This is a genomic window from Streptomyces sp. NPDC030799, from assembly GCF_055572255.1.
This window is the reverse complement of sequence record NZ_JBVIDS010000016.1, coordinates 269,067-276,080: the sequence shown is the minus strand read 5'-3', so window position 1 is coordinate 276,080 and position 7,014 is coordinate 269,067. Positions and strand designations below refer to the sequence as shown.

The window sequence follows — 7,014 nt, the reverse complement described above, 5'->3', positions numbered from 1 at the left end:
GGGTCGGCGTAGACGGCCACGCTCGCGATCCCGGCGTCCCGGCAGGCCCGGGCCACGCGGACAGCGATTTCGCCACGGTTGGCGATGAGCACCTTATGCACGATGATTCCTCGCTGTACCCGAACTCCATACCGACTCCACCGCCGGCTCACCGGGGCACCGGCCCTCGCCGGGCTCTGTGCGGTCGGACTGGGTAGTCATCTCGTCCTCTCTCCTTTACGAGGCGATCTGCCAGCTGTGCGGGGGGCAGAAGGCTGCGCTGCGCTCCAGCCGCAGCCAGCGGGGCGCCTGCACGGTGGGTGTCTGTTCCGCCGGGTCGGCGACGACGCCGCTGCGGGCGAGCAGGACGACCATGACGGCGGCGAGTTCCTCGTCCGTGGCCTGTCCGCGCTCCACGCGCAGGAAGGGGTGGTCGGTCATGGTCAACCTCCTGGTCACTGGGGCGGGTTGCCGTGTTTGCGCATCGGCAGATCGGCGTGTTTCGTGCGCAGCATGTGCAGGGAGCGGATGAGCACCTTGCGGGTATCGGCGGGTTCGATCACGTCGTCGACGAGGCCGCGCTCGGCCGCGTAATAGGGGTGCATGAGCTCGGCCTTGTACTCCTTGACCATGCGCTGGCGCATCGCCTCGGGGTCGTCGGCCGCCTGGATCTGGCGGCGGAAGATGACGTTGGCCGCGCCCTCGGCCCCCATCACCGCGATCTCGTTGGTCGGCCACGCGTACGACAGGTCGGCCCCCACGGAGCGGGAGTCCATGACGATGTACGCGCCACCGTAGGCCTTGCGCAGGATCACCTGGATCCGCGGGACGGTCGCGTTGCAGTAGGCGTAGAGCAGTTTGGCGCCGTGCCGGATGATCCCGCCGTGCTCCTGGTCCACCCCGGGCAGGAAGCCGGGGACGTCCAGCAGCGTGACGATCGGGATGTTGAAGGAGTCGCACATCTGCACAAAGCCGGCTGCCTTCTCCGAGGAGGCGATGTCCAGCACCCCGGCCATCGACTGCGGCTGGTTGGCGACGATGCCCACCGTGTGGCCGTCCAGGCGGGCGAGCGTGCAGATGACGTTGGTGGCCCAGCGCTCGTGCACCTCCAGGTGAGTACCGTCGTCGACGATCTCCTCGATGACCGTGCGCATGTCGTAGGGGCGGTTGCCGTCCGCCGGGACCAGCGTGTGCAGGGACTCGCCGCGCCGGTCGACGGGGTCCTCGGTCACCTGGGGCGGGGGCGTCTCCCGGTTGTTCTGCGGGAGGAGGGAGAGCAGGTAGCGGACCTCCTCCAGGCAGGTCTGCTCGTCGTCGTAGGCGAAGTGGGCCACCCCCGAGACCTCGGCGTGCACATCGGCCCCGCCCAGTCCGTCCTGGCTGACCTGCTCGCCGGTGACCGCCCGGACCACGTCCGGGCCGGTGATGAACATCTGCGAGGTGCCGCGGACCATGAAGACGAAGTCGGTCAGTGCGGGCGAGTACGCGGCCCCGCCCGCGCACGGGCCGAGCATCACCGAGATCTGCGGGATGACACCCGAGGCCCGGGTGTTGCGCTGGAAGATCCCGCCGTACCCCGCCAGAGCGGTCACGCCCTCCTGGATCCGGGCTCCCGCGCCGTCGTTGAGCGACACCAGGGGAGCCCCGGCGGCGATCGCCATGTCCATGATCTTGTGGATCTTCTGGGCATGCGCCTCACCCAGCGCGCCGCCGAAGATCCTGAAGTCGTGGGCGTAGACGAACACGGTCCGCCCGTGCACGCTCCCCCAGCCGGTGATCACACCGTCCGAGTACGGCTTCTTGTCCTCCAGTCCGAAACCGGTGGCCCGGTGCCGCCGCAGCGGCTCCACCTCGTGGAAGGAGCCCTCGTCCAGCAGCAGCGCGATCCGCTCATGCGCCGTCAGCTTGCCCTTGGCGTGCTGGCGTTCGGTGGCCTGCGGGCTCGGTCCGAGCCGGGCGGCCCGCTTGACCTCGGTCAGTTCGTCCAGACGTTCCTTCATGCGTCCCCCTCGTCCCCCTTGAATTCCTGGATGACCGCCGCGAGCCGGTCGGCCTCGTCGGTGCGGTGGGTCCCGACACCGGGCGCAATCCGGCGGCACAGGCCGCCGAGCGCCTTTCCCGGCCCCACCTCCACGAACTGGTCGGTGCCGTCGGCGGTGATCCGGGTGACGGTGTCCGTCCACCGCACCCGGGCGGTGAGTTGCCGGCGCAGCAGGCCGATGGCCTGTTCGGCGGAGGTGACGTACTCGGCGGTGACGCTGGAGACGACGGGTACGACCGGGTCGTGGAACTCGGTGCCGGCCAGCGCCTCGGCGAACTCCGCCTCGATCTCCCGCATCAGGCTGCTGTGGAACGGCGCACCGACGTCCAGCGCCACCACCCGCAGCGCACCGGCCTCCCGGGCCTCGCGGACCACCCGGTCGACCGCCTCGGTCTGGCCGGAGACCACTATCTGGCCGGGCTCGTTGTCATTGGCCACCTCGACGACCTGGCCGGTCTGCTCGGCGACCGCGGCGCAGAGCGGTTCCACGGCGGCGAGCGGGAGGCCCATGACCGCGGCCATGCTCCCGGGGACCCGGTCGTTGACCCCGGCCATCAGCTCGCCGCGCAGACGGACCAGCCGCAGGGCGTCGGTCCAGTCCAGGACGCCCGCGCTCACGAGTGCGGCGTACTCGCCCAGGCTGTGGCCGGACACCACCGCGGGGGTGACACCGTGCCGGCGCAGCACCTCCAGGGTGGCCACGCTGCTGACGAAGACCGCGGGCTGGGTGACCGAGGTGTCGCGCAGTGCCTCGGCCGGGCCCTCCCAGCACAGCCGGGACAGGGGCATGCCCAGGATGTCGTCGGCGGTCCGGTAGTAGTCACGGGTCGCTTCGGGCCATCGTGCGACCAGGGCGAGGCCCATCCCCACGCGCTGCGCTCCCTGGCCCGGGAACACAAAGGCGGTGTTGGCCATGGCAGTTGAGTCCTTACTCCTGAGTGCGGTTGCGGTTGTGGGTGTGGGTGCGGGCTCCGTTGCGGGGGTGCGGTCCGCGCAGGGCGACCGCGGCCGCGTGGCCCGGGCCGCAGGGGACGTTGCCCACCGTCCAGCCGCGCGGCCGGTCGGCGACCGTGTCGCCGAGGTAGTCGGCGTGGGCCGGCCGGGCCAGGCCGATGCCCAGGCCCTTGAGGTAGGCCTCCTTGCGGGACCAGAGCCGGGCGAAGGCGGCCGGCCGCTCGGGCTCCGGGACGGCGGCCAGTTCGGCGCGCTCGGCCGGGTGCAGGGCCGCACTGCACACCTCCACCGTGTCCGGCCCCGGCAGCCGCTGGATGTCCGCCCCGACCGGGACGGCGGCGAGCGCGATGAGGGCGAGTCCGTGGCTGTGCGAGAGGGAGAAGTGCAGCGCGCCGGCCGCCCCCGCCACGGCCGGACGGCCGTGCGGACCACCGCAGCCGGGGCACGGTTCGCGTACGAGGACGACGTCCTGGGGCGGGAGGCCCAGGTAGCCGGCGAGGGCCCGCCGCAGGGCGAGGTGCACGGCCACATAGAGGTCCCGGTCGGCGACCCGGCGGAAGCGGGCCGCCCGGCGGCGTTCGGACTCGTCCAGCAGGGCCAGATCCGCCGCGACCGCACCGGCACCCGGCCGCGGCTGACCGACCAGCCTCAGATCGACACCATCAAGGGCCCCCGGGACATCTTCCAGCACCGGCCCCCGCACCCGGCGGCGCTCGGACTCCTCCAACAAAGCCAGATCCGGCCCGGCCGCACCGGCACCCGGCCGCGGCCGGCCCACCAGCCTCGGATCGACACCCTCGGGCGCCCCCGCGACGTCCTCAAGCACCGGCCCCCGCACCCGGCGGCGCTCGGACTCCTCCAACAAAGCCAGATCCGCCCCGGCCGCACCGGCACCCGGCCGCGACCGGCCCACCAGCCTCGGGTCGACACCCTCGGGGGCCCCGGGGCCGACCTCAGGCACCGGTCGCCGCTCCCAGCGGCGTGCGTAGTGGCCCCGCCGGACCGGCCCAGCGCTGCAGCGCGGCGCGGACCTCGGACGGTTCGGGGCGCTCGGCGGCCCAGGCGATGTATCCGTCCGGGCGGACGAGGATCGTGGTGCCCGGGTGCTCCGCGGCGGCGGAGGGACGTGCGGGGATCACGCGGTCGGCCCAGTCCGCGAGCTCGCCCCCGGTGACCCTGTCGTCCCCGGTGAGGAGGACGAACCGGCCGCTGCCCAGCGCCTGGTGCACCGAGGGGTCCGCCGGCAGGTTGCGGCAGAACTGCCCGACCAGCCGGTGGCTGCCGCGCGGCCGGGAGTAGCTGATGCCCGTCCCGGAGATGGCCCTGCCCTCCCGCCGGCCGAGACTGCGGCCGAGGAAGCCCAGGTGACCGGTCAGCCAGAGCATGAACTGCTGGGCCGCCCGGGTGCGTCCGCTCTGCGCGATGGCGGCCCGGACCAGGGATCCGGAGGTGCGCAGCACCGCCTCGCCGACCGGGTGGGTCTCCGCCTGGTAGCTGTCGAGCAGGGTGTCGTCGCCGTACCCGTGCACCGCGGCGGCCAGCTTCCAGGCCAGGTTCATGGCGTCCTGCAGCCCGGTGTTCATCCCCATGCCACCGGCCGGGGAGTGGACGTGGGCGGCGTCCCCGGCGAGGAAGACCCGGCCGTCGCGGTAGCGGGTCGCCTGCCGCTCGTCGCTGTGGAAACGGGAGACCCAGCGCGGATCGTGCATGCCGAAGTCGGTGCCGAGGATGTCCCGGGTGAGCCGCCGCAGCTCCTCGAAGTCGGCCGCCGCTTCCGCGGACTGCTCGTTGTGCCGGTTCCAGGCCAGCACCCGGTAGTAGCCGTCACCGAAGGGGCAGACGAAGGCGAAACCGTGCGCATTGGCATCGACGGTGAGCAGGTTGGCGGGCGCCTCGCGCATCAGGACGTCGCCGAGGATCACCGAGCGCAGCACGGAGTCACCGGGGAACGGGATGCCCAGGAGTTCGCGCACCCTGCTCCGTACCCCGTCGGTGCCGACCGCGTAGCGCGCCCGCCGGACGGCCGTTCCGCCGCCCTCGGTGCGCACCTCCAGGTCGACCCCGCCCGCGTCCTGGCGCAGGCCGACCACCTCGGCCTCGTACTCGATCTCGACGCCGAGGCCCGCGGCCCGCTCCTCCAGTGCGCGCTCCACCTGGAACTGCGGGGTGATCAGCACATAGGGATAGCGGGTGGGCAGGTGCGTGAAGTCGATGTCGAGGTCGCCGAAGAGGGGCAGGGTGGGCAGGGCGGTGCCGGTGGCGATGACGCCCTCGGCGAGGCCGCGCGCGTCCAACTGCTCCAGGGTGCGGGCGTGCACCGTGAAGGAACGGGTGAGATTGCTCGCCTTCCGGCCGCGCTTCTCCAGGATCCGCACCCGCACCCCGGAGGCGGCGAGGTCGCCGGCGAGCAGCAGGCCGGTCGGGCCCGCGCCGGCGACCAGCACCTCCGGATCGGCGGAATCGGTGGGCATGGCGGGGGTTCCTCCAAACTCGCAGAACTCGCGGACCCGGTCGGATCCGGCATCAGGCGGCGGGCTCGCCGAAACAGCGGTGCAGCGCGGGCCGCGGGTCCGCGCCCGCGTCGCCGGCCCAGGCCAGGTGGCCGTCCGGGCGGACCAGGAAAAGGCCGGGGCCGAGCTGGTCGGCTCCCGAGGGTTCGGCACCGTCCGGTTCCGGGCGGCCGGCCACCACGTCCACCCGCCCGGCCCAGGGCTCCGCCGCCGCGCGGATCCGGGCGGGCTCGTGCTCGTCGCCGGTCAGGTCCAGCAGCAGGCCGCGGCCGGTGCGCAGCAGCACGGTGGTCGTGGTCCGCTCCTGTCCCGGTACGGTCGTGGCGAGCGTCAGCTGCGGCAGGCGGGCGCCGAGCAGCGGGTGGTCGCCGGGGCCGACGTCGTAGCGGACGTCCACGCCGGAGATCATTCCGGCCAGGTGGCGGCGGGTCCCTTCGAGGGCGATCAGTTCGCCGAAGACCGCGCGGGCCGCCTCCACATCGGGGCCGCCGAGCAGCAGCATGGCCTGTGCCTTGATATTGCCGAGGGTCCGTCGGCCGACGGCGTGCCGCTCGCTGTGGTAGCTGTCCAGCAGGCCCGCCGGGGCCTCGCCGCGGACCTGGCGGCCCAGCTTCCAGCCCAGGTTGAAGGCGTCCTGCAGGCCGAGGTTGAGGGCCTGTCCGCCGACCGGCAGCTGCCGGTGCGCGGCGTCACCGGCGAACAGCACCCGGCCGTGGCGGTAGGCGGACAGCTGGCGGTTGGCATCGCCGAAGGCGTTGACCCACAGAGGCGTTCCGCCGCTGATGTCCTCGCCGGTGACGCGCTTCCAGGCGTCCGCGATCTCGCCGAACTCCGGTGCCCCGGCACCGGGCCGGGTGTACCGGGGGGTGCTGTCGAACTCGTGCACCATCACCCGGGTCACCCCGTCCGCCCGGCGGGCGGCCACGGCGAAGCCCCGCTCCAGGCGCTGGAAGCGGCGGTCGGGGATCTCCACCCCGGCCACGTCCGCCCGCAGCAGCTCGCGTTCGGCGTCCGTGCCCGGGAAGTCGGCGCCGACCAGGCGGCGCACGGTGCTGTCCTCGCCGTCGCAGCCGACCAGGTACTCGGCCCGGATGCGAACCGGGCCGCCGGGTCCGACGGCCACCGCCTCGACGTGGTCCTCCGCGACGGTCACCTCGCGCACCGCATGGCCGCGGCGGATGTCCGCGCCCAGCGAGCGGGCCCAGTCCTGCAGGACCTCCTCGGTCCGGGTCTGCGGAACCTTCCACTGGCCCGGCCAGGGACCGGGCAGGGTGAGGTCGAGCGGGATACCGCCGAAGTGACCCTGCGGCTGTCCGGGCAGGGTGCCGAAGCGGTCCAGCAGGCCGCGCGAATCCAGCAGTTCCATGGTGCGGGCGTGCAGGGTCGAGGCCCTCGACTCGGTGGTCGGGGCCGCAAGCTGCTCCACCACCAGCACGGCGGCGCCGGCCAGCCGCAGCTCCCCGGCGAGCGCAAGGCCGACCGGGCCGGCCCCGACCACGGCGACCTCGGTACGGATGGTCGTCGTCATGG

Annotated in this window: 7 protein-coding genes; all 7 read right to left on the bottom strand. The window is 73.3% G+C overall.

The window, feature by feature from the left end; genetic code table 11:
• Positions 1 to 101: biotin carboxylase N-terminal domain-containing protein (locus ACZ41I_RS34805; protein ID WP_363214179.1), on the bottom strand; the 101-nt coding region annotated here is incomplete at its 3' end.
• A gap of 115 nt (positions 102 to 216) precedes the next feature.
• Positions 217 to 420 (bottom strand): acyl-CoA carboxylase subunit epsilon, encoded by a 204-nt coding sequence (locus tag ACZ41I_RS34800; RefSeq protein ID WP_468515912.1) that lies wholly within the window; start codon positions 418 to 420, stop codon positions 217 to 219.
• A gap of 14 nt (positions 421 to 434) precedes the next feature.
• Positions 435 to 1,979, bottom strand: a complete 1,545-nt coding sequence (locus ACZ41I_RS34795; protein WP_468515911.1) for an acyl-CoA carboxylase subunit beta — start codon at positions 1,977 to 1,979, stop codon at positions 435 to 437.
• Positions 1,976 to 2,935, bottom strand: a complete 960-nt coding sequence (fabD, locus tag ACZ41I_RS34790) for an ACP S-malonyltransferase (RefSeq protein ID WP_363214170.1) — start codon at positions 2,933 to 2,935, stop codon at positions 1,976 to 1,978. The genes ACZ41I_RS34795 and fabD overlap by 4 nt, the downstream gene beginning before the upstream one ends.
• Before the next feature lie 13 nt (positions 2,936 to 2,948).
• The gene (locus ACZ41I_RS34785) at positions 2,949 to 3,935 is read right to left on the bottom strand and encodes a 4'-phosphopantetheinyl transferase family protein (RefSeq protein ID WP_468515910.1); all 987 of its coding nucleotides are present in this window, start codon (positions 3,933 to 3,935) and stop codon (positions 2,949 to 2,951) included.
• Entirely contained in the window at positions 3,928 to 5,445 is a 1,518-nt protein-coding gene (locus tag ACZ41I_RS34780) for an FAD-dependent monooxygenase (RefSeq protein ID WP_363214168.1), read from the bottom strand. The genes ACZ41I_RS34785 and ACZ41I_RS34780 overlap by 8 nt, the downstream gene beginning before the upstream one ends.
• A 52-nt stretch (positions 5,446 to 5,497) precedes the next feature.
• Positions 5,498 to 7,012: an FAD-dependent monooxygenase gene (locus ACZ41I_RS34775; protein ID WP_468515909.1), complete on the bottom strand. Its 1,515-nt coding sequence runs from the start codon at positions 7,010 to 7,012 to the stop codon at positions 5,498 to 5,500.
• Between the last annotated feature and the right edge of the window lie 2 nt (positions 7,013 to 7,014).